This window comes from Burkholderia sp. S171, assembly GCF_009766085.1.
In the GTDB taxonomy this organism is placed as follows: domain Bacteria; phylum Pseudomonadota; class Gammaproteobacteria; order Burkholderiales; family Burkholderiaceae; genus Caballeronia.
This window is the reverse complement of the sequence record NZ_LMUF01000030.1, coordinates 381587-404664: the sequence shown is the minus strand read 5'-3', so window position 1 is coordinate 404664 and position 23078 is coordinate 381587. Positions and strand designations below refer to the sequence as shown.

The 23078-nt window shown below is 61.2% G+C and carries 16 protein-coding genes and 1 pseudogene; 7 read left to right on the top strand and 10 right to left on the bottom strand.

Annotated elements, in window-relative coordinates; all coding sequences use genetic code 11:
• Positions 1–178: 178 nt before the first annotated feature.
• Positions 179–916, top strand: a pseudogene (locus GSQ93_RS15750) (sulfurtransferase); the annotation flags it as partial.
• Positions 917–1180: 264 nt separating this feature from the next.
• Positions 1181–2080 (top strand): tRNA glutamyl-Q(34) synthetase GluQRS, encoded by a 900-nt coding sequence (gene gluQRS, locus GSQ93_RS15745; protein ID WP_158936583.1) that lies wholly within the window; start codon positions 1181–1183, stop codon positions 2078–2080.
• Between the two features lie 169 nt (positions 2081–2249).
• Here gluQRS and GSQ93_RS15740 read toward each other — a convergent pair whose 3' ends face one another.
• The 6 genes from GSQ93_RS15740 to purT form a co-directional block, all read right to left on the bottom strand.
• Complete coding sequence (locus GSQ93_RS15740; protein ID WP_158936582.1) at positions 2250–3872, bottom strand: DEAD/DEAH box helicase; 1623 nt, start codon at positions 3870–3872, stop codon at positions 2250–2252.
• A 564-nt stretch (positions 3873–4436) separates the two neighbouring features.
• Entirely contained in the window at positions 4437–5906 is a 1470-nt protein-coding gene (locus GSQ93_RS15735) for an aldehyde dehydrogenase family protein (RefSeq protein ID WP_158936581.1), read from the bottom strand.
• 18 nt (positions 5907–5924) lie between these two features.
• Positions 5925–7577 (bottom strand): acetolactate synthase large subunit, encoded by a 1653-nt coding sequence (locus GSQ93_RS15730; RefSeq protein ID WP_158936580.1) that lies wholly within the window; start codon positions 7575–7577, stop codon positions 5925–5927.
• A 335-nt stretch (positions 7578–7912) separates the two neighbouring features.
• Positions 7913–8323, bottom strand: coding sequence for an MliC family protein (locus GSQ93_RS15725; RefSeq protein ID WP_158936579.1), 411 nt, complete (start codon positions 8321–8323; stop codon positions 7913–7915).
• Positions 8324–8453: 130 nt separating this feature from the next.
• Positions 8454–8609: a DUF6726 family protein gene (locus GSQ93_RS15720; protein WP_346730470.1), complete on the bottom strand. Its 156-nt coding sequence runs from the start codon at positions 8607–8609 to the stop codon at positions 8454–8456.
• 67 nt (positions 8610–8676) lie between these two features.
• Positions 8677–9891 (bottom strand): formate-dependent phosphoribosylglycinamide formyltransferase, encoded by a 1215-nt coding sequence (gene purT, locus GSQ93_RS15715; RefSeq protein WP_158936851.1) that lies wholly within the window; start codon positions 9889–9891, stop codon positions 8677–8679.
• A gap of 433 nt (positions 9892–10324) precedes the next feature.
• Here purT and GSQ93_RS15710 point away from each other — a divergent pair, with 433 nt between their 5' ends.
• Positions 10325–10843, top strand: a complete 519-nt coding sequence (locus GSQ93_RS15710; RefSeq protein WP_254073910.1) for an META domain-containing protein — start codon at positions 10325–10327, stop codon at positions 10841–10843.
• Positions 10844–11255: 412 nt separating this feature from the next.
• Positions 11256–15548: a DNA translocase FtsK gene (locus GSQ93_RS15705; RefSeq protein ID WP_158936577.1), complete on the top strand. Its 4293-nt coding sequence runs from the start codon at positions 11256–11258 to the stop codon at positions 15546–15548.
• 82 nt (positions 15549–15630) lie between these two features.
• Here the strand turns inward: GSQ93_RS15705 and GSQ93_RS15700 are convergent, their stop codons facing one another.
• Positions 15631–16704 (bottom strand): transporter, encoded by a 1074-nt coding sequence (locus GSQ93_RS15700; protein ID WP_254073887.1) that lies wholly within the window; start codon positions 16702–16704, stop codon positions 15631–15633.
• 141 nt (positions 16705–16845) lie between these two features.
• Entirely contained in the window at positions 16846–18069 is a 1224-nt protein-coding gene (locus GSQ93_RS15695) for a lactonase family protein (RefSeq protein WP_158936576.1), read from the bottom strand.
• Between the two features lie 331 nt (positions 18070–18400).
• On the opposite strand from GSQ93_RS15695, the gene GSQ93_RS15690 reads away from it, so the two are divergent.
• On the top strand, positions 18401–18553 hold the full coding sequence (locus GSQ93_RS15690) for a DUF3096 domain-containing protein (RefSeq protein WP_158936575.1): 153 nt from the start codon (positions 18401–18403) through the stop codon (positions 18551–18553).
• A gap of 183 nt (positions 18554–18736) precedes the next feature.
• Here GSQ93_RS15690 and GSQ93_RS15685 read toward each other — a convergent pair whose 3' ends face one another.
• The gene (locus GSQ93_RS15685) at positions 18737–18985 is read right to left on the bottom strand and encodes a hypothetical protein (RefSeq protein ID WP_158936848.1); all 249 of its coding nucleotides are present in this window, start codon (positions 18983–18985) and stop codon (positions 18737–18739) included.
• A gap of 373 nt (positions 18986–19358) precedes the next feature.
• Here GSQ93_RS15685 and GSQ93_RS15680 point away from each other — a divergent pair, with 373 nt between their 5' ends.
• Entirely contained in the window at positions 19359–21218 is a 1860-nt protein-coding gene (locus GSQ93_RS15680; protein ID WP_158936574.1) for a glycoside hydrolase family 15 protein, read from the top strand.
• A 322-nt stretch (positions 21219–21540) separates the two neighbouring features.
• Here the strand turns inward: GSQ93_RS15680 and GSQ93_RS15675 are convergent, their stop codons facing one another.
• Positions 21541–21723 carry a hypothetical protein gene (locus GSQ93_RS15675; protein ID WP_158936573.1) on the bottom strand — a complete coding sequence of 61 codons (183 nt, stop codon included), beginning with the start codon at positions 21721–21723 and terminating at the stop codon, positions 21541–21543.
• Here GSQ93_RS15675 and GSQ93_RS15670 point away from each other — a divergent pair.
• Positions 21722–22993, top strand: a complete 1272-nt coding sequence (locus GSQ93_RS15670; RefSeq protein ID WP_158936572.1) for a polyhydroxyalkanoate depolymerase — start codon at positions 21722–21724, stop codon at positions 22991–22993. The genes GSQ93_RS15675 and GSQ93_RS15670 overlap by 2 nt on opposite strands.
• Positions 22994–23078: the final 85 nt, after the last annotated feature.

Here is a 23078-nt window from a genome sequence, read left to right as displayed (position 1 = left end):
TAATCAAGGTGTATGAAAATAGTGCCGAATCGACGCAGGGTCATCGGCCGATCGGTCGAGTCGGAAGCGCGCGCCGTTTGCGGGATAATACGGATTCGGTGAACGCCTCAAGCGCTCGTCGAAACCGTTTTTTCCTCCGGCAACGCCCGTTTTCCAGCACTTTAAGAGCATTTGCGTCATGAGCATCGTCAACCTTTCTGCCTATAAGTTCGTGACCATCGAGAGCGGCGCCGACTGGCGTCCGCTGATTGTCGACCGGTGCACCGCGCTCAGCCTGCGCGGCACGATCCTGCTCGCGCCGGAGGGCATCAACCTGTTTGTCGCGGGCGAGTCGGAGCAGATTGGCGCGTTCATGGACTACCTTCGTACGGATCCGCTTTTCGAGGGCAAATTCGCCGATCTCGAGTTCAAAGAAAGCGTCTCGGAAACCCAGCCGTTCGGCAAGATGCTCGTCAAGCTGAAGCGCGAAATCATCACCATGAAAAAACCGGCGATCAGGCCTGAACTAGGCCGCGCACCGTCGGTCGGCGCGGCCACGCTGAAATCGTGGCTCGATCGGGGACATGACGACGAGGGCCGTCCCGTCGTCATGCTCGACACGCGCAATGCGTTCGAAGTCGACGTCGGCACGTTCGATCAGGCGCTTGATTACCGCATCGCGAAATTCAGCGAGTTTCCGGGCGTAATCGAGGAGCATCGCGCGGATCTTGAGGGCAAGACGGTGGTGTCGTTTTGTACGGGCGGGATTCGCTGCGAGAAAGCGGCGATCCACATGAAAGAAGTAGGCATTGACCACGTCTATCAACTCGAGGGCGGCATCCTTAAATACTTTGAGGAAGTGGGCGGCGCGCATTATCACGGCGAATGTTTTGTATTCGATCACCGGACGGCGTTGAATGCCGCGCTTGAACCCGCACCGGTTGCGCAGAACGGCGAGGATCGAGCGGCAGCGGCCACGCCAAGCACGGAAGACGATGCCGCCGATGCCACCGATACAGACGAAGCGCACGCAGCGATCACGGCAGACGGCCAGGCGTCGTTCCCCGGCCCGAACCATAGTCGGCACGAATAGGATGCGGGGGCTTCCGGCACGTAAGCGGTTCATCACTTTTCGTCGCGCGTCCCGCGTTAACCTGATGGTCGCGACGTTGCAACCCAGACTCACGGGTCGGCGGACGGGATGAACGCTGAACCGGGCTATCGAGGCCGTTTTGCGCCCTCACCCACGGGGCCGCTGCATTTCGGCTCGCTGGTGAGCGCGTTGGCGAGTTTTCTCGATGCACGGGCTCATCGCGGAACGTGGCTGATCAGGATTGAAGATATCGACGGTCCGCGCACCGTGCCGGGCGCGTCCGCGGAAATCCTGGACACACTGGGCACGTTCGGCATGTTTTCCGCCGAACAACCGGTCTGGCAAAGTCAGCGTGAGGTTGCATACCAGCAGGCCCTCGCGCAACTGCTGACCGCCGGCTTCGTGTTTCCGTGCGGTTGCACGCGCCGCGAAATAGCTGATTCGCTCGCACACAGCCACACCCGCCACACCCACACTCGCCACGCCACGCTGGCTTATCCGGGTACGTGCCGCGACGGGCTGCATGGAAAACCACCGCGCGCGTGGCGGATGCGCGTTCCCGATGGTAACGCCGCTGTTTTAAGCTTCAAGGATCGCTGGCAGGGGATGCAGACGCAGGATCTGGCAGGCGAAGTCGGTGACTTCGTGCTCAAGCGTGCCGATGGCGAGTGGGCGTATCAACTGGCGGTCGTCGTCGACGACGCGGACGCTGGCATTACGCATATCGTGCGCGGCGCCGATCTGCTGGACTCGACCGCGCGCCAGATTTATCTGCAGCGCTGCCTGGGCGTTTCAACGCCCGCTTATCTGCACGTGCCCGTCATCGTGAACGAGCTAGGTGAGAAGCTCAGCAAGCAAACGGGCGCAACGGCGCTTGATACCGGAGCCCCGCTGGTTGAGTTGACGCAAGCGGCAAAGCATCTCGGTCTGCATCCCTCCGCGGCCGGCTCGCTCGAAGCGTTTTACTCCGATGTAACGGCGCAGTGGGCAAAGCGATTCGCGATTTAGCGGTCGTTTTAGGGGGAGCGGTGATCGCCGAACGTCGAAGCCCGCGCACTGGAGACTTAGCGTTCCGAATAAAGCGTTAAAGATAGACGTTAAAAACAGACCGTTAAAAAACAAAAAAGCGGCATCTCTGCCGCTTAATCGTTTGTTCACTCGTCTTGCTTCAATAACCTCAAGACCCCGAAGGCGTTCTCCGCGGCATACCCAAGCCACCGAGCAGCGCAGCCAGCGGCTGACGCGGCGTGGCTTTGCGTTCGGCTTCCGCAGCGGCGTCGTCTTGCGTTTTTCTCGTCGATGCCGCCGACGGCTCGTACGGCTTCAGGAAGAAATCGTCGATAGGTTGCTGACGCGTATGCGAACGCTCGAACGACGTCGAACGACGACGCGGTTCCTCGCTACGCGCATGCCGATGCTCGCCGCGCTCCGGCCGGCCCGAGCGTTCTTCGCGACGCGGAGCGGAAGACGTTTCGCGCCGCACCGGCACGTCGACCTTCAGCACCATGACTTCCAGCGGCCGCTTGATCAGCTTTTCGATATCCGCGAGTTGCTTGCGCTCATTCGGGCTGCACAGCGACAAAGCGTCACCGGTTGCGCCCGCTCGACCCGTACGGCCGATCCGGTGAACGTAATCTTCCGCGCTAAACGGCAGGTCGAAATTGATCACCGCCGGCAGGTCGGTGATATCGAGTCCCCGGGCGGCTACATCGGTTGCGACCAGCGCCTCGATCTCGCCCTTCTTGAACGCGTCGAGCGCCTGCATCCGCTCGCCCTGCGTACGGTCGCCGTGAATCGCCGTCGCAATAATTCCGTCTTTTTCCAGAACGCGCGCCAGCCGGCTCGCGCCGATCTTGCTGTTACAGAACACCAGCACCTGCTTCAGGCCGCGCTCACGAATCAGTTGCGTCACTGCGCCGGATTTATCGCTTTCCGCGACTTCGAAAACGATCTGCCGCACGTTCGCGTTCGTGGAATTGCTGCGCGCGACTTCAATGGTTTGCGGATTGCGCAGATAGGTTGCTGCAAGCTTCTTGATTTCGCCCGAGAACGTGGCCGAAAACAGCAGCGTCTGGCGATCCTTCGGCAGCAAATTCAAAATGCGCTGCAGATCCGGCAGGAAGCCCATGTCGAGCATCCGGTCGGCTTCGTCCAGAACGAGAATCTGCACTTGGCCAAGGTTCAGCGTCTTTTGCTGAACGTGGTCAAGCAAGCGTCCCGGCGTGGCGATCAGAATTTCAACACCGCGGCGCAACGCTTCCGATTGCGGGTTCATGTCGACACCGCCGAACACCACCGTGCTGCGCAACGGCGTGTGCTTGGAATACGCCTGCACGTTCGCGGCGACCTGGTCGGCGAGCTCACGCGTTGGCGTGAGAATCAGCGCGCGCACCGGGTGGCGGGCAGGCGATGCGCTCGTGCTGGCCATCGGCAGCAAGCGCTGGATGATCGGCAGCGAAAAGCTCGCGGTCTTGCCCGTGCCCGTTTGCGCGGCGCCCATCATGTCGCGGCCGGCCAGCACCACGGGGATAGCTTGCGCCTGGATCGGCGTGGGGATCGTGTAGCCGGAATCGACCACCGCGCGCAGGATGTCGGGGGACAAGCCGAACTGGTCGAACGTGGGCACGGGACCGGCAACAGCGGACTCTGTGGCGCCCAACTCGAGCGCGGCAGCGGGCGTGCCGGGACTCGCTTGAACTTCAGGCGTGGCAGGAATCGCTTGAACTTCAGTGCTGGAATCAGCCCCGGGTGCGGCGTCGGATGAAGCGGCGGACGGGTTCGTGGCGACGGAATCGGACATGGTGACTTTGGTGGCTTTCGCTTTCGCTAAAAATGCGCCGGAGCGGCGCGCGAGCGGTCATTCCACCGCTCATGGACATCGGATGAAGAAGAACCGCGTGTTTCGTCGATGCAAACCGGCAAACGACGATCAACGCGCGGACTTCAGACCCGCAGGGTTTGGATCACTGCGAATCCTCGCTTGATCCGGTCTGACTCAACCGGACGGCGTAGTACGTATAGCGGTACAAAGCGCGTGCAAACGGCTAAACAGCGGCTAACCAACAGCTAAGTACGGAGGGCAAGTACGCAAGTACTAATGCTGCGTGACCATGACGGCAACCGCCGCGGGCATGAAATCTTGGCAATCGACACAAAAGGACGTCAACCTGCCAGCCCAACGACCCGTTTCTAGTCCGGCTTCCAGTCCCGCCGGGTGAGGCGTTCGGACTTCGGGAAAGCCCGCTATTGTAGCACTCCCCCGTTCTCCATCACGTCGACCAGCGAGGCGCTTTTCGTGCGGCGCCCCGACCGGGAAGCCCGGCCAGACGGACCTCGGCGCCCCGACCCCAGTTGCTATAACAGCCTATTTCGATTTCTGCGCGGGTTTCTGCGCAGGTTTCGGCACGTCCCTCACGACCATCAGACGCAATTCCGTCATGTCCTCGATCGCGTATTTCACGCCTTCGCGGCCAAGCCCGGAATCCTTGACGCCGCCATAGGGCATGTTATCAACGCGAAATGACGGTACGTCGTTGACCACCACACCGCCTACTTCCAGTTCGTCCCACGCAAGATTCACGTTCGTGAGACTGTCCGTGAACACGCCCGCCTGAAGGCCAAAATCGCTGTCATTGACCGTTTCGAGCGCCTGGCCGAAGTCCGTGAACTTTTCAAGGATCGCGACCGGCCCGAACGCTTCCTTCCGGTACAAGTCCTGGTCGCGCTTCACGCCTTCCAGCAGCGTTGCTTCGAACATTGCGCCCTCGACCTTGCCGCCCGCGATGATTTTCGCGCCGCTCGCCACAGCGCTTTCCATCCAGCCAGCCAGCCGCTTCGCCTCGGATTCCGAGATCATCGGGCCAACGAAGGTCTTTTCATCCTTCGGGTCGCCCATTTTCAGCGACTTCGTTTTCGCGATAAGCTTTTCGCGCAAGGCGTCGTAGATATCGGCGTGAATCAAGATCCGCTGCACGCCGATGCAACTCTGCCCAGACTGGTAAAACGCGCCGAACGCCAGCCGGTCCACCACGTAATCCAGCCGATCGGCCTGATCACGATCGACAATCGCCGCCGCGTTGCCGCCCAGTTCCAGGATCACCTTCTTCTTGCCCGCTTTCTTCTTCAGTTCCCAGCCGACCGCCGGCGATCCGGTGAACGACAGCAGCCGGAACCGCTCGTCGGTGGTGAAAAGATCCGCGCCGTCGCGGTGAGCCGGGAGAATCGAAAACGCGCCTTTCGGCAAGTCGGTTTCAGCGAGAATTTCGCCCATGATGAGCGCGCCGACGGGCGTGCGGCTCGCGGGTTTAAGCACAAACGGGCAACCCGCCGCGATGGCCGGCGCGACCTTGTGCGCCGTGAGATTCAGCGGGAAATTGAACGGCGAGATGAACGAACACGGGCCAATTGGCACGCGTTTGTAATAGCCGTGGTAACCGGCCGCGCGTGGCGCAATCTCCAGGTTGATCATGCCGCCGTCAATACGCACCGACTCCTCGGCCGCGACCCTGAAGGTATCGATAAGCCGCGTGACCTCACCCTTCGAATCGTTGATCGGCTTGCCCGCTTCGATGCACAGCGCCTCGGCGAGTTCGTCGAAACGCTCGCGAAAGCGCTTCACGCAATGATCGAGCACCGCTTGGCGCTGATACGGCTTGAATTCCCGCATCGCGCGCTGGGCGGCAACGGCGTGTCCGATGGCTTCGTCGATTGCCTTCGCGTCCGCCATGGCCACGCGGGTAGCCACTTCGCCGCTGAATTTATCGGTGACTTCCAGGTCTGTGTTCGCCGCGACCGCGACGTTCGCCAAGTAATACGGATAGGTTTTCTTCAACATATCAGCCTCCGAATAGGCTCAAAGTTGCGCGCTAAGCCGTTTGATTTCGCGATTCAACACGCGCTCGTTGTCCGAATAGTCGATAGGCACATCGATCAGATGCACGCCCGGCGTCGTGAAGCACTCACGCAACAAAGGCGCGAGCGCCGCCGCCGAATCCACCCGATGCCCATGCGCCCCATAACTTTGCGCATACGCGACAAAGTCGGGATTCTGCAGCGTCATGCCGTAATCCGGAAAATTCATGTTTTCCTGCTTCCAGCGGATCATGCCGAACGCATCGTCGCGCAGCAGGAGAATCACCAGATCGAGCTTCAGCCGCACGGCCGTTTCCACTTCCTGCGAATTCATCATGAAACCGCCGTCGCCGCAGACCGCCATGACATTGCGGTCGGGATGCACGATCTTGCTTGCAATAGCAGACGGCAGGCCCGCTCCCATCGATGCAAGCGCGTTGTCGAGCAGAATCGAATTCGGCTCGTGCGCCCGGTAATAACGGGCGAACCAGATCTTGTACATGCCGTTATCGAGGCAAATGATGCCGTCCTTGGGCATGGTGTCGTACACGTCCTTGACGATCCTCACCGGATAAAGCGGAAACCGGTCATCGTGCTGGCCTTTCGCCAGTTGCGCGTCAAAATGTTCCTTGATCATCTTGAAGCGCGAAAAATCCCAGCTTTGCTCGCTCTTTTTCAGTAATTCCTTCATCTGCCATACCGCGTTCGCAATGTCCCCAACCACTTCAATCTGCGGGAAATACACCGGATCGACCTGGGCGCCCAGAAAATTCACGTGGATTACGGTCTTTTCATCGCCGTCGCCGCTGCGCATGAAAAACGGCGGCTTTTCGATCACGTCATGGCCAATATTGATGATGCAATCGGCGTGATCGATCGCCCGATGCACGAAATCACCGTCGGAGAGCGTGGCGTTGCCGAGCCACATGGGGTGCGATTCATCGATCACGCCCTTGCCCATCTGCGTGGTGAAGAACGGAATGCCAATCTGGTCAACAAATTCGCGCAGCATCTTCGTCGTGGTCTTGCGATTGGCGCCCGCGCCGATCATCAGCAGCGGATATTTCGCCTCGCGGATCGCCTCGACGGCACGCTCCACCGCCTTTTCCTCCGCAACAGGACGACGGCTGAAACTCTTCGGAATGGGCGCGCCGTCGCCCTCTTCGTGCGCCACGTCTTCCGGCAATTCAAGGTGCACGGCACCCGGACGCTCTTCTTCCGCGCGCCGGAACGCCTCGCGCACCGACGCCGGAATATTGCCGATCGACACCATCGAGCGCGTGTATTTGGTGAGCGGCTCCATCATCCGCACGACATCGACGATCTGGAAACTGCCTTGCTTGCTCGATTTGATCGGCTTCTGGCCGGTCACCATCAGCATGGGCATGCCGCCGAGTTGCGCGTAGGCGGCGGCGGTCACGAAATTGGTCGCGCCGGGCCCGAGCGTGGCCAGGCACACGCCGGTCTTGCCCGTCAGGCGGCCGTAGGTGGCGGCCATGAAACCCGCAGCTTGTTCGTGGCGAGTCAGGACGAGCTTGATCTTGGAGCGGCGCAGCGACTCAAGGAGATCGAGATTTTCCTCGCCGGGAATGCCAAATACGTATTCGACTTTTTCTGCTTCCAGCGCTTTGACGAACAGATCCGATGCTTTCATGAAGAGTCTCGCTTGGGACGGCGTGCACGGTAAATGTCGTGCAAAAGACGGGGATGAAATGGACCGGGTGCTGCTGAATGAGGCCGCGCGGCACCCGCCCGTCCGTTTATGGTCAGTTGACCGCACGCGGTTTGCGCGCGCGAATACAACCTTACTCCGGATAGCGATTCGATGTCGCGGACGACGGCGCGGGTTGAGGTTTGGCGAGCGTTAGCCTTCAAACCTTACGCGTATCGGGGTTTAAGGTTCTTGAAGGATCGGACATCGAATGCAAAGAGCCCGTTCCGACGCAAATCAGAACGGGCCCTTTTTTCATCATGCTGCCGAACGGGTCGCTAGCTGCCCGTCTTGCACTCGGCAAGCATGGGCGGGGCCTTTGGATCGGCGGTGTCGTCGGTGAGCGAACCTTCAGGGCCTTTGGTCCACCACGTGTAGTGATCGCCGACGTATTTCGCGCCCGATGCCGCCAGAACATTCACAAACAACATCTTCCGGCCATCGACGGTCAGTAACGCAAAACTCTGCTTGTTCTTCGTGTTCATGTACTGCACGGTCAACGCGCTGCCGCCACGGCATTCGTAACGCAGCGTGTTGGTCGTCGCGGTCTGAATTTGCGGCACGGTCAGCGGCATGGCCACAGCCGACTGGGTCACGGATATCAAACACAGCGTACCGGCGGTCCAAGCGATCGATCTGATCGTTCGTGCGATCGGTTCAAACAGCGCGTTCTTCTTTCCATCCTTCATCTTTCTGTCCTTTCGATACCTCTTTCCCGGTGAACCAGCCGTGCAACGGCCAAGCATCGGATGCACGGAGCGGCGTCGAAACCGGTCAGCCGGAACAGCCGACGCCTTCAAACTGCGCTTCCAACATCCATCAAGGATCGATGACGCCCGCGCACGCATCGGTTGGCGCCGCCGCCACATGGCCAACGAGCGGCACCATCTTCAATCCCGCCGATGCCACCCGGCACGGCGCCGCCGCAACGCCGCATCCAGCCAAACCAACCAACGTCGCGCACAGCGCGACCATTGCACACCATTTCACTTGAAACCTCCGTGCCGCTCGCGAAAAGCCCGCCGCGAGCGGCGTGTTGCCGTCATCGAGTGGAGACGGGTCTTACCTTAGACGCGGCCAGCTTCGCGCGTTCCCGCGCTTCGTCGGTATCGCGTCCGGTTGCAAGCGCGACGCCCATGCGGCGCTTCGCAAAACTTTCCGGTTTGCCAAACAGGCGCAGGTCCGAATCAGGCACGGCGAGCGCGTCAGCGACGCCTTCGAACGCGACGCCCGTTTCGTCCAATCCGCCGTAAATCACCGCCGATGCACCCGGCGCACGCAACGTTGTATCGACGGGAAGACCGAGGATCGCGCGCGCGTGCAGGTCGAATTCGGAGAAACGCTGCGTGGCAAGCGTGACGAGGCCTGTGTCATGCGGTCGCGGACTGACTTCGGAAAACCAGACGTCGTCGCCGCGCACGAACAATTCGACCCCGAATAATCCGCGACCGCCGAGGGCCGTCGTCACTTTTGCCGCGACATCGCGCGATTTTGCGAGCGCCGCAGCGCTCATTGCCTGCGGTTGCCACGATTCCACATAGTCGCCTGCCACCTGGACATGGCCGATCGGTTCGCAGAAATACGTCTGCAGATCACCCGTTTCCGGACTGACCGCGCGCACGGTGAGCTGCGTGATCTCGTACTCGAAGTCGATAAACCCTTCCACGATCACACGCCCATGATTAACGCGGCCGCCGGCCATGGCGTGCTGCCAGGCCGGTTCGATATCCGCGGCGCTTTTGAGCACGGACTGCCCCTTGCCCGACGACGACATCACCGGCTTCACCACACACGGAAAACCGATCTTGCCGATGGCCGGCGTCATCTCGTCCAGCGACTCGGCGAACGCATATGGCGACGTCGGCAGGCCGAGCGTTTCGGCGGCGAGACGGCGAATGCCTTCGCGGTTCATCGTGAGTTGCGTCGCGCGCGCGGTCGGGATCACGACGGCAAGCTGCTCGCCTTCGATTTCAGCGAGGGTATCGGTTGCGATAGCCTCGATTTCCGGCACGATCAAATGCGGCCGTTCAGCTTCGATCAACGCGCGCAACGCCGCGCCGTCCGTCATGTCGATCACATGTGAGCGATGCGCGACCTGATGACCGGGGGCATCGGCGTAACGGTCGACCGCGATCGTTTCCACGCCGAGCCGCTGCAACGCGATGATCACTTCCTTGCCGAGTTCGCCCGCGCCGAGCAGCATCACGCGCGTCGCGCCGGGCGTGAGCGGCGTGCCGATTTTCACGGGCGGCTGCATCGGCTGCGCGCCGGATTGAGGGGAAGAAACGGCGGACGCAGCGGACTTCGCGCTCTGCATGGATGCTCCAGAAAAAGAGGCCTGTTAAGCCCGCAATGTTAACACGCGGACTCTTTTCCGGACGTGATCGGTGTTGCGTTTCGGGACGCGACCTGCCAGACCGGGGGTGGTGTTGAGATCGGCCACCCGCCATATGTGCGGAGGCTTCCGCTCCATCAAACTGCGGGCTCGGATAACTTTTCTTTACATGCTGCGATGACTTTGCCGCAATCTGCCTTGGTCAATCTTGTGACGAGTGCGATACCCTTACGGTTTTGCCAGCTCCCGAGGAAATTCCATGTCGATGCAGCCTTCCCGTTCGCAACCTGCGCGTGTTTCGGCGCGCAGCCGGGTCCATGCTGCGTTCCCGCGTTCCAGGCCCTCATTGGCCGCCATGGTTTCTGCCGTGACCCTCGCTTTTGGCGCTGCATTAGCAGGTTGCACGATGCCGACGCATCCGGACAGCGCCGCGCCGCCGACCGATCCTTACAACCCGGCCGCGACCCAGCTTCTCGACGATACCCAATGGCAACTCACCAGTTGGGTCAATGCCGACGGCAAGACCCGCCCGGTACCGTCCAATCCGGCTGGAGCCACCGCCGGAAGCGCTGGCGGAGCGCCGATCACCCTGAATTTTTCGACGCAAGGCGGCCAACGCAAAACGACCGGCTTTTCCGGATGCAACCGTTTCACCGGCACCTACGATCTGGCCGGCGGCGAACTCACCTTCGGCCCGCTTGCCAGTACACGGATGGCCTGCGCGCCGGGACCGGGCAGCGCGCTAGAGCAACCGTTCCTCCAGGGCCTGGCGGATATCGAAAAGACCGGCGTGCAAATGCAGCCACCGCAACAATTGCAGATCACGCTCAAGAACGGCGACGTGATGACGTTCACACGAGACGCGCAACCTTGAGAGCGATACAGGCCGCGTTGGAGGGTTGAGGTTTTTGAGGGCGCAGGTTGGGGGAGGCGGTTGCGTTTCAGGCGGTCGTCGCGGAGTCTGTTGGACGTGGAGCTTGACGCTCGGTCGAGTCAGGGCATTTGGCTTTCGGACGTTTGACTTCGTTGAGTTTGACGTCGTTAAACGTGTTGGTTGTTCGTTTGGCTATTCGACTTCGAACTTAATGCGAACGTTAATGAACGTCCCCCTGACCCGGCCAACACCGTCTCGATGGTTCAATCGTCGCCTCCGGCTGAATGCTTGATCGCTTGACCACCGCCCGCCCTCGCCGCCTTCATGGCGGTTAAACTTGGCGGTATCGATTCATCTTTGTCTGAGCCTGGGTTCGCTGCTCACATCGCTTACATCATTCCTGGTTCCTTGCATGCACACGGTAGTTTTCGGCTGGTTCGGTGCTTCGGCCGTCTGGTTCATCCCCCTTCTCTGGCGCATCGTCAAGTCCGTTCTTCCCAACGGCGGCGGCCTGCGCGGCCCGGGCACGATCCGGCTCTGGCTCGGTTTCTTCTGCGTGCTCCTCGCGAGCTGCGCGCTCGAAGCCGCGCTGTTTCATTCGTTCGCATTCGCAGCCGATGTCGACCATCTCGGTCACGCGCTGCTGCTCGGCCTGGGCGGACATGCTGGAGTCGTCAGCACGCCGGCTGCGATGAGCGTGGGTGCCGGCGCGGCGCTTGTGTTTCTCATCAGCTTGCCGTGGCTCTGCGGGTTCCAATGGCGCGAAACCCTTGGCTGGGCAAACGGCGCATTTGGCCTGGGCCTCAGCCCCGAGTGGTTTACGCCGCGGGACCGGTCGGTCCGCGAGAAACCGGCACGCGCGCGGGCATCGCGCGACAAAGCGGAAACGCGAGGAGCAAGCACGGGGCTCGGTAGTTTCAAGTCGGGCAGTGCGGTTGGGAGCGGTGTCACGACGTCTGGCAGAACCTCGCACGATGCTCCGGCACTCGGCTTGCCGACCGCAACGCAGCGACAGGGCGGGCGCTATCAGCGGCCGACCGTCTGGCGTCCGCAGCCGGCCCGGCGCAGCGACGCCGAGCGGCCCCTGCGCGGTCCCGAGGCTGCGCGGCCGATCGAACCCTTGTCGCCGACACATCGTGAACCGGGTGCCGGCAAAGATAGCTATTCGGATCGCTTCCCCGATGCACGCCCCGCTGCTTCGCACAGCGGTCGTGGAGCAGGAGTTCGGGAGCCGCTCGAACCGATAGCGCCGGCTGGCTGGCTGAAGACCGGATCGGCGGGGGAAACGTCGGCGGCAATATCGGCGGGAACGCGGGAAAAGACAGCGGGCGGGAACGCGCCCGTAGTAGCGATTGGCGCGGGATCGGCTGGCATCACGCGAGTCGCGAATGCTGCCGGTAACGGGGGCACAGCGGCGGGAACGGCGGGTGCAATACGACCGAATCCTGCCCAGACATCGACAACGCGGGGAACCGACCGTCCTGTGGATACTGCCGCGTCACGGCGTCCAGACGTAACGCGTTCGTCGCTGAACCAGAGCGCACCGGGCGCCGTTCGTTCGTCGGGTTCCTCCAACGTTTCTCACGCCGCTTCAAGCAATGCATCATTGAACCCGGCCCGCGGCAAGCCGGTTCCTCCGGTCGTGTCGAGCGACTTTTTTGCTGCGACAACAGCATTCGAGTCTGTTCCCGCCAAGCCCGCCGGTCCGCCGCCAGCACCTGAAAGTATCAAGGAGACGCTACGCTCCATCGAGCAGAGCACAGTGCAATGGACCGCGCGCGCCAGTGGCGCCGATGCCGCTGATGCCGCGCGGGAAGCGGGAGCGTTGCCAAATGCAAGTGGCGCAGACAACGGACACGATGCAGCGGCGTTGAACGCTTCGGGTGCTTTGGGTGATTCCCACGCGCTGGCCGCTTCGGGTAGTTCTGCTGGTTCAGTTCCCACAGTGTCCGCGGTTGTCACCACGCCCACAGCTTCTATGGCGTCATCGTTTTCGCCCGCCGCCGGTTCTACATCGTTGGTAAGTGCAGGTCTCGCAAGCTCCAACACGCCGACACCAGCCGCGACGGAACTTGCTAACGCCACATTCATCTCGGATTTGCCTCCGACGTCAGGCACGAATACTCCATTGGTCGTAACGAACCCATCCGCGAACCATGTCGAGCAAGCGGGAATGGCGGACGGCGTTGCGTCGATGGCGGCATCGAGTGTTGCGGGCACGTATTCGTCGAACGCGTCGTTACGCGACGGCTACACGTTCAGCTCAAGCGCCCAGACTACCCAGCCGGCGATCAGCACGAACGCAGGCACGGGCGAAGTGGACATCCGCGACAACCGCGCCCTGCCCTATCCCGCATCGCCGACATCCCACAATAACGGCGCCCAACAAACACCACCAACCGCCCCGGTCACGACGCAATCCATCGATGCACGCTCGAACCCGTTGTCGAACCCGCCTGTGCAGCGCGTCGATAGCGACGAGACTGCAAATCGGACATCGAATCCGATAGCGTCGGCCGAGTTCAATGGAACCGCGCATCCGGCGTCCTCCGGCACTGCGCTCAATTCATCGAACGGTTCTGGGTCTATCGAAACCCATGGCCTGAACAATTCATTTACGCGCCAAGAACCGGCAACACCGAACACGATGTCGTCGCCCAATACGTCACCGCTTACGCAACCGCAAACACCCGCGCAGACGCCGGTTCATCTCGCCGATCTCCCGCCGTGGGCCGTCCGCGCCGGGCAAACGCACCCAGTGCAGACGACGCGTGACATCGCCCCGGCGACACCGACGACACCGACCTCACCGCTTTCGGGAAGCTCGACAACCGCGTCCACGGATCAGGTCCGCACACCACCTTGGCAAGCCGATGCGGGCGCCGCACGTCCGCCGTTCAGAGTTGTCGAAACACCACACGCCACGCCGGACGACACCAACGCAAACGTCGAAGCCAGCACCGACGTCCCGAACAAATACGCCACGCCAACGCCGACCGATCAATCGGCGCAGGCGGAATGGCAAACGGCGCCCGAAGCACAACCAGATCCAAACCTGGACCATGCGTCGAACGTCGTGCACTTCCCGCGAGCGAGTTCGGGTGCGGGTACGAGTGCAGCTCCTGCGCCTGCTGCGCCTGAAACACCCCCGCAGCAACCCGATTCCCGTCCGCCGGTACGTGGTTTCATCGCGACCGAATTTGAGTTCCACGCGCCCGCGGCGTCGGCTGTCGATCTCCCCGGCCTCGATCTCCTCGAACCGGCATCCGACGAAGTCGAACCCGTCTCCGAACAACATCTCGCCGAAACGGGCCAGTTGATCGAGCAGCGCCTGCAGGAATTCAAAGTACCGGTGACCGTGGTCGGTGCATCGGCGGGACCGGTCATCACGCGCTTCGAAGTCGAACCGGCGCTAGGCGTGCGCGGCAGCCAGATTGTCGGCTTGATGAAGGACCTCTCGCGCGGGCTCGGGCTGACATCCATTCGCGTGGTCGAAACGATTCCCGGCAAGACCTGCATGGGGCTCGAACTGCCGAATGCCAAACGGCAAATGATCCGGCTCTCCGAAATCCTGGAAGCCGATGTTTATCGCGACTCGAAGTCGTTCCTGACCATTGCAATGGGCAAGGATATTGTCGGCAATCCGGTCGTGACCGACCTCGCGCGCGCGCCGCACATGCTCGTCGCGGGCACGACGGGTTCGGGCAAATCGGTGGCGATCAACGCAATGATCCTGTCGCTGCTTTACAAGGCGAAACCGGAAGACGTGCGCCTGATCATGATCGACCCGAAGATGCTGGAGTTGTCGGTGTACGAAGGCATTCCGCATCTGCTCGCGCCGGTGGTCACCGACATGAAGCTGGCCGCGAACGCACTGAACTGGTGTGTCGGGGAAATGGAAAAGCGCTACAAGCTGATGTCGGCGGTGGGCGTGCGTAATCTGCAGGGTTTCAACCAGAAAATCCGCAATGCCGAAGCGGCCGGCAAGAAGCTGACGAACCCGTTCTCGCTCACGCCCGACGCACCGGAACCGCTCGCCAAACTGCCGATGATCGTGGTCGTGATCGACGAGCTCGCCGACCTGATGATGGTCGCGGGCAAGCAGATCGAGCAGTTGATCGCGCGGCTGGCGCAGAAGGCGCGCGCCGCCGGCATTCACCTGATTCTCGCGACGCAGCGGCCGTCGGTGGACGTGATCACCGGGCTGATCAAGGCGAATATTCCGACGCGGGTGGCGTTTCAGGTGTCATCGAAAATCGATTCGCGCACGATCCTCGACCAGATGGGCGCGGAGTCCCTGCTCGGCGCCGGCGATATGTTGTTCCTGCCGCCCGGCACCGGTTACCCGCAACGCGTGCATGGCGCGTTTGTCGCCGACGAAGAAGTGCATAGCGTCGTGGAGTATCTGAAGCAGTTCGGCGAACCGGAGTACGAGGAAGGGATCTTGTCGGGACCGACGCCCGAAGGCGGCACGCCGGATCTGTTCGGCGATACGCCCGATGCCGAAGCTGATCCACTTTACGACGAAGCCGTGTCGTTCGTGTTGCGTAATCGCCGGGCATCGATTTCGTCGGTGCAGCGGCAATTGCGGATTGGCTATAACCGTGCAGCACGGCTGGTCGAACAGATGGAAACAGCGGGCCTGGTTTCACCGATGGGCACGAACGGAAACCGCGAAGTGCTGGCACCGGGACCGTCGGAATAAGCAGCTAGCGGATGGCCGGTGCCCAGGCGAGGTTGCAAAATCATAGCCTGGGCATCGACCATCAACCATTGACCGTATCACGTCACCACAACCGCAAGCGCCGCAACAGATACAGCGTAAAAGCGGCGCAAACGGCCATCACGCCCATCACGATAAAGAACGAATGACCGTCGTGCGTGCCGGGCAGCCCCGCCACGTTCATGCCGAAAATACCGGACACAAGCGTTGCGGGCATCAGCAACGCGGACATGACCGCGAGCCACAGGAGCTTGCGGTTGATGTCTTCCGACAGCAACGCGGCAATCTCTTCCTGCAGCAGCTTCGAGCGTTCGTATTGCGCTTCAAGCCCGGCCGCCAGTCCGTTGAGCACCTGAATGGCCTGGACCAGCGTTTCCATCGACCGGGGTTCCGCCCATTCCAGCCGCCGCATGACCAGTTGCGTGAGCGCGTTGCGTTCAGGATCCACGAACCGCTTCACCTCCACCAGCCGCCGGCGCACCGACCCCAACTCCGCACGCCAGTTTGAATGACGGCCGTCGAGCACGCCCTCCTCGACGTCATCGAGCCGGTCGCCGATTTCATCGATACGATCTGCGAACGTCTCGTTCAACGCGCGAATCAGGCCGGCGAAAAGATCGACGGTATCGCGGAACACGGCGCCTTCGAGCACGGCATGACGCAGCCGGTCGGTCGATTGCAACGGCTGTGCGCGCACCGTGATCATGCGGTTTCTATCGACGTAAAAGCGCAGCGCGCCCGTCGCCCGGCGCGTGGCCTGCGCGTTCGGATCGGCGTCGGGCGTTTCCGCGACGCGCTCAAGATCCGCCACGACGCCATACATGAACGTCCCGCCCATGTGCACGCGCGGACGCTTGTCCTCACCGTTCAGGAATTCGCGGGCGACATCGGGCATGGCGGTCACGCCGGTCAGCCAGCTTTCGACGGTGTCGTCGTTTGCGCTCAGATGCAGCCATGTCGGGCCGTCGCCCGCAATCTCGCGACGCGCTTCATCCCAGGACAGCCGTAACGCTTCTGCGCCGACAAACCGGAACGCACAGATGAAACCCGGCGGCGTAGGCGCGTCCGGCGGCGTACTCCGGGCGATTTGGCCGGCGGGGGGACCCGACTCCTTGTTTACTGCTGACGTAATGTTCAACGTTGAATTCCTTCTGTTCCGGGACGACCCCGCGGGACGACTCCGGCCTTACGGGTTAAACCAAAACCACGTTACTTGAGATAACTGTGCGAGCCACGAACCACGGACGATCCACGACTCGCACAGCTAGGGAAACACTCTTCAGGATGGCGAAACAAACTTGAAATCGACCGGCGAACCAATCTCCAGGCGCTTCGGATCAGACGCAAGTTCGCCCGTGTCCGGATTACGCCGGAAAAAGTAGGCGCTGTCGCTGTCCTGGTTGCCGACGATCAGCCAGCGGCCGGTCGGATCGATCGCAAATTCGCGCGGCGTCTTGCCGAGCGTCGAGTTGCGGCCGAGCAGCTTGAGATGCCCATCGGAGGGATTCACGGCGTAGGTCAGGATTTCGTTCGCATCCCCGCGATTGGTGGCGTAGAGGAAGCGGCCATCCGGCGACATATGGATCGCGCCGCCGCCAACCTTGCCCTTGAAACCGGGCGCGGTCATCGGCAGGGTTTGCCTCAACGTGAGCTTGCCGTCGTCATAGTCGTACACCGACACCGACGCACTCATTTCGGTCGTGAGGTAAGCGTGTTTGGCGGCCTGATCGAAAATCAGATGGCGCGGTCCGGAACCGGGTTTCACGAGCGTATAACGCGACTCGGTCGGCCCGAACAAGCCGCGGCTGCCGTCGGCCGTGTACCTGTACGAGTAGATCTTGTCCGCACCCAGATCCTGCGCGAACAGATAACGGCCGTCGGGCGAAAACACCGTGGAATGAACGTGCGAATTGTCCTGGCGTCCTTTCACAGGACCGCTGCCGTCATGATGCACGGTGAGCACCGACGGATCAACCCGGTCGCCTTCCAGTGGAAACACGGCAAAGCTGCCACCCGGATTCGATGCCACCGAGTAGTTGGCGGTCAGCAAATAACGGCCATCCGGCGATAGCGCGAGATACGCGGGATCGTTGCCATCGGACGAGACACGGTTCACGAAGGTGAGTTGTCCGCTCGGGGGATCGAAGCGGAATGCGCTGATGCCGCCGCGTTGCGAAGCGGGACCATTATCGCCAGGCAACTCGTTGACCGCGTAGACATGCTGCCGGTCGTGGCTCACCACGAGATAAGAAGGATTCACCGTCTGCGCGGAAGAAAGGCGCGTGATCGCACCGGTGTTTGCATCGAACCGGTACACGTAGATTCCCTCGCTCTTGCCGCTGCCGGTGTACGTGCCCACAAGCAAGTCGAATACGCCGTTATCGGACGCACCTGACGCAGTTGCTGACATACCCGTCTCAGTCGCCCCCGCCCCTTGCGCGAAAGCTTGAGCAGCAGCAAGCGACAACACTGCCGCCACCCCCGCCGCGACGCTTTTTGACATCAATCGCGGCCGGCCAGGGCGACGCTCAGATGAAGGCACGCAAGCCGGTTCAACGGCGCGGCACGATGTTTGCGTGGGAGCGAAGCCCCGGACACGGGACGTAGAAGGAAACCGACGGGTAAGACGCGTCAAACGAGGGAAATGAGTGAAATCCACCAATTGCATACTGCCTCCTGATCGTTCGTTATTACGGCTTGTTTCAGGGCTTGTTTCAGGTTACATGAGCCGTGGAAAGCGCCCGATTGTCCCAATTGTCACCAGTCACTGCTTCGGCGCATGATGCAGACCTGATGCAGACCCATTCCCATCAAAAAATCAACAAGGAGTCACCATGGATATCCATCTGAGCCTCGGACCGCTGGTCGCGCTGATAGCAGGCATTCTGATCCTGATCGTGCCGCGCCTGCTCAACTTCATCGTCGCGATTTACCTCATCATCATCGGACTGATCGGCGTGTTCGGACTGAGCGCGACACATTTCTGACGGCCTCAACCCGTGCATAACCATCGGGTTGCTATCTGCACCGCGCTCCATAAGACGTCGTTATTGAAGCGAGGTTCCGAACGACGAGCAACGCGATGAACGCGGGGTCGCAATCCGCGATCCCGCGCACTAGGAATGTTCTGAAGTTGAACGACGGCGCTGCGTGTTGCAGCGCAATCCGTATCAGTTATTGGCGAGCTGGTCGAGGCGCATCCGGCCCTGCAGCGACAAACCGCCCACGGCAGTACGCCCATCGACCGCGCGATGCCGCGTGAAGCAGGCGCGTTCGATCAGGAACGACGCAGCGGTTTCCATCCCGTTGCGGGACAGGCCGAGATTTTGGTAATTGAGATCCAGGAGCGTGGTTTGATCGACGATACGGCTCGCAGCCGACAGGATGGCGATGCAATCGGCTCTCGACGGATTCAGCATGGCTTTCACTTTCGATGTCCTCGAAACGTTAAGCAAGCAGGGAGCGCGTGACGAGCATCATCAAGGTCCAATGGCACGGACCCACATGACTACGTTCGGCGAAACCACCGTCAGGCGCGAAGTTTCATTCTATGCATTTGTCACACGTTTTTTCAACCTTTCCGCGCTTGCGTTTGCGCAAGGCTACCCAGACTCGGCGTGACGGACTGGAACTTGCGACCGAACCCCGTGACAGACATGCATGATGACCTGCATGAAAAACGCGAAAGCCGAATGCGCTTCATAATCGAACGCTCGACGGGCTGGAACAGCTTGGCCTCCCCAACCACGCGGCGCCTGTACTGCGGCCGCATCGACCTCAAACCCCTAGCCTATGCCCGCATTGATTGAGGATTACGCCCTGGTCGGCGACGGTCACACCGCCGCCCTGATTTCAAAAGAGGGCTCGATAGACTGGCTGTGCTGGCCGCGCTTCGACTCCGGCGCGTGTTTTGCCGCGCTGTTGGGCACGCCGGAAAACGGCCGCTGGCTGATTACGCCCGACCTGCCCGACGGCGCCCCGCCGCCCGTCATCACGCGCCGGTATCGCGGCGATACGCTGATCCTGGAAACCGATTTCGAAACGCCCGACGGCAAGGTTTCGCTCATCGACTTCATGCCGGTCCGTGACGGCGCGTCCGATCTCGTGCGGATCGTCGTGGGCCGGCGCGGCACCGTGAAGATGAAAATGGAACTGGTGCTGCGCTTCGATTACGGCTCCTCCATTCCCTGGGTCAGCCGCCTCCCCGACGAAAGCGGTATCCGCGCGATCGCCGGTCCCGATCTGTGCGTGTTGCGCACGCCCATCGATCTCACCGGCGAGAACATGCGCACCGTCGGCGAATTCACGGTGAGCGAGGGTGAGCGCGTCCCCTTCTCGCTCGTGTATTCGCAATCGCACTTGCGCCTGCCCCGCGCGCTCGATCCGCATACGCAATTCGCACGCACCGAGAACTTCTGGCTGGAGTGGTCGGGACGCAGCAACCTTGATGGCCGCTGGGGTCCGGCCATCCGCCGCTCGCTGATTACGCTCAAGGCGCTCGCCTACGAACCGACCGGCGGGATTGTCGCGGCGCCGACCACGTCATTGCCGGAGCAACTGGGCGGCACGCGCAACTGGGATTATCGATACTGCTGGTTACGCGACGCCACCATCACCCTGCTCGCGATGATGCGCAGTGGTTACTACGATGAAGCGCGCGCCTGGCGGGCATGGCTCGGCCGCGTGATGGCCGGATCGCCGGATCAGGTGCAGATCATGTACGGCATTGCCGGCGAGCGGCGCCTGCCCGAATGGGAAGCCGACTGGCTGCCGGGTTACGAGAACTCGAAGCCCGTGCGCATTGGCAACGGCGCGGTCAACCAGTTGCAACTCGATGTCTACGGCGAGGTCATGAACGCGCTGCATCTCGCGCGCGTGGGCGGCCTTCAGGGCGATGAAACCGTATGGTCGATCCAGCGCGCCATGCTCGATCACCTGGACACCATCTGGCAGGAAGCGGACGAAGGCATCTGGGAAACACGCGGCGGCCGTCAGCAATTCACGTTTTCGAAGGTCATGGCGTGGGTCGCCTACGACCGCGCGATCAAATCGGCGGAACAGTTCAGCCTGGAAGGGCCGACCGACCACTGGCGCGCCATGCGCGACACCATTCACGCGGACGTGTGCGAGAAAAGCTGGAATCCATCGATGAACTCGTTCGCACAGACGTACGGCGGCGCCGATCTCGATGCCAGTTTGCTGCTGATTCCGCTGCTCGGTTTTCTGCCGCCGGAAGATCCGCGCGTGATCTCCACGCTCCACGCCATCGAGCGTGATCTCACGCATGACGGGCTGGTCAAGCGATACCACACGGCGGAAGTACAGGACGGCCTGCCGCCCGGGGAAGGCACGTTTCTCGCGTGTAGCTTCTGGCTGGTCGACAACCTCGCGTTGCAGGGCCGCCACGAGGAAGCGTATGCCATGTTCGAGCGTTTACTGGGTCTCGCGAACGACGTCGGTCTGCTGGCCGAGGAATATGACACGGTCGCGAAACGTCTTGTTGGTAACTTTCCGCAGGCGTTTTCGCATGTCGCGCTCGTGCATACCGGTATGAACCTGATGCGGCACGAACAAGGCATGGCGAAGGCAACGGGCCAACCCACGTCGCGTCAGGACAAACCCTCGGATGCAACGCTCACAAAAGAAAGCTAAACGTAATGTTATTCGAATGATTGACGAAATTTGACGGTTTTCACGCTAAATTCATGCTCAATAGCGGTAAAGAACACGTATGTTGCGTTGCACAAAAGCACATTCTTGGCTATGATCGGAGAGGCTTTCCGACCGGTCGTTCGGTGAATTAGGGCTCAAGGCGGGGCTCCAAAGTGGAGTCCGAAGCGAAAGGTGAATGGGGTCTGGTGTTACGGCTTAGCCGGCATGTGTTTCGTGTGCTGTTCCATGTTCAGCCCAGAAGGCGCAACGCCGGTTATGCCCAAGCTCGATCCCACTCCCTGCCCCAATTCCCCGCGACCTCTCATGAAGCAAATAAGCAATAACGAATAACTGCCAGCGCCAGCAATACGGTGCAATCGACGAACTGCACGCCGAGCCGGGAACCAGCGAAAGCCTGCCCCGGCATGACGCCACCGCCGATAGAGGCCAACCGCCGGAGACGCTCCCGAACACGGACGCAGCCGGTTTTATACAGGTCAGACATGCTCTATCAATTCCACGAGTTTCAGCGGGCCATGTTGAGTCCCCTTACGGCATGGGCGGAAGCGGCATCGAAGTCGTTCACCAATCCTTCCAGCCCGCTCGCGTACGTGCCCGGTTCCACGCGGCTCGCGGCCGGCTACGAGTTGCTGTACCGCCTGGGCAAGGACTACGAAAAGCCGGAATTCGAATTGCACCAGATCGAGAAGAACGGCCATGCCATTCCTATCGTTGAGCAGATCGTGGTGGAAAAACCCTTCTGCCGGCTGATCCGCTTCAAGCGTTTCTCGGACGACAGCGCCACGGTCACCGAACTCAAGACCGAACCTATCGTGCTGGTCTGCGCCCCGCTGTCAGGTCACCACTCCACGCTGTTGCGCGACACCGTAAAAACGCTGCTGCACGATCACAAGGTCTATCTGACCGACTGGCTCGACGCGCGCATGGTGCCGCTTGAAGACGGCTCGTTTCATCTCGACGACTACGTGGAGTACATCCAGGAATTCATCCGCCATATTGGCGCGAAAGACCTGCACGTGATCTCGGTGTGCCAGCCGACCGTGCCGGTGCTCGCCGCCATCGCGCTGATGGCCAGCCGTGGTGAAGACACGCCGCGCACCATGACCATGATGGGCGGTCCTATTGATGCCCGTCGCAGCCCCACGTCGGTCAACTCGCTCGCGAGTGAACATTCATACGAATGGTTCGAAAACAACGTGATCTACACGGTGCCGGCGAACTATCCGGGTGTCGGCCGCAAGGTGTATCCGGGCTTTCTGCAGCATGCCGGTTTTGTCGCCATGAACCCTGAGCGGCACGTGACGGCGCATTGGGACTTCTATCAGAACCTGATGCGTGGTGACGACGAAGATGCAGAGCAACATCGCCGCTTCTATGACGAATACAATGCCGTGCTCGACATGGATGCCGACTACTACCTCGACACCATTCGCATTGTGTTCCAGGAGTTCCGTCTGGCCGAAGGGACGTGGGACGTCAACGGCGAGCTGGTGCGTCCGCAGGACATCAAGCACACGGCACTGCTGACCATCGAAGGCGAACTCGACGACATCTCCGGTAGCGGCCAGACTCGCGCTGCACATGATCTGTGCACCGGCATTCCGGCGAAGAACAAACGCCACTATATGGCTGAGAAGGCCGGCCACTATGGCATTTTCTCGGGCCGCCGCTGGCGCACGATGGTGTATCCGCAACTGCGCGAATTCATTCTCGCGCACGACAAAGCTCCGAAAAAGGAAGCTGTCCCGGCTTGATCGCGGTCTGAGCGCATAGCGGTCTGAAATTAATTGGCACGACAAAACACGCCGCGTTTTACGCGGCGTGTTTCATTTGCAGCCC